This window comes from Maritalea porphyrae (assembly GCF_027213965.1).
Classification (GTDB): domain Bacteria; phylum Pseudomonadota; class Alphaproteobacteria; order Rhizobiales; family Devosiaceae; genus Maritalea; species Maritalea porphyrae_A.
The window spans coordinates 1-229 of record NZ_JAPWGX010000091.1 but is presented as its reverse complement, the minus strand read 5'-3'; the positions used below and the strand labels follow the sequence as shown (position 1 = coordinate 229).

At 44.5% G+C, this 229-nt stretch carries 1 protein-coding gene; it reads left to right on the top strand.

What is annotated here, in order from left to right:
• A partial coding sequence (locus O4H47_RS18105) for a hypothetical protein (RefSeq protein ID WP_269395414.1) occupies window positions 1–229 on the top strand: 229 nt, incomplete at both ends.

Genomic DNA, 229 nt, shown 5'->3' with positions numbered 1-229 from the left:
TTACGTGGCTATCCAAGCGGAGCAGAGCAAGCGCGATAAATCTGCACTGAAAGAAGCGGGTATTCTGCTCACTTTGAAAAAGCAAGGGTTAGTTCATTTGGGCACTTGGCAGCAAGGCCAAGTTGATCATTATGATGATTTGAAAAAGCTGCTTACCGATTTGAAATCGGGCGTTTTGGATGTGGCTTACATTCCTGACGACATCGTTCACAACATGATTGCACAAGAT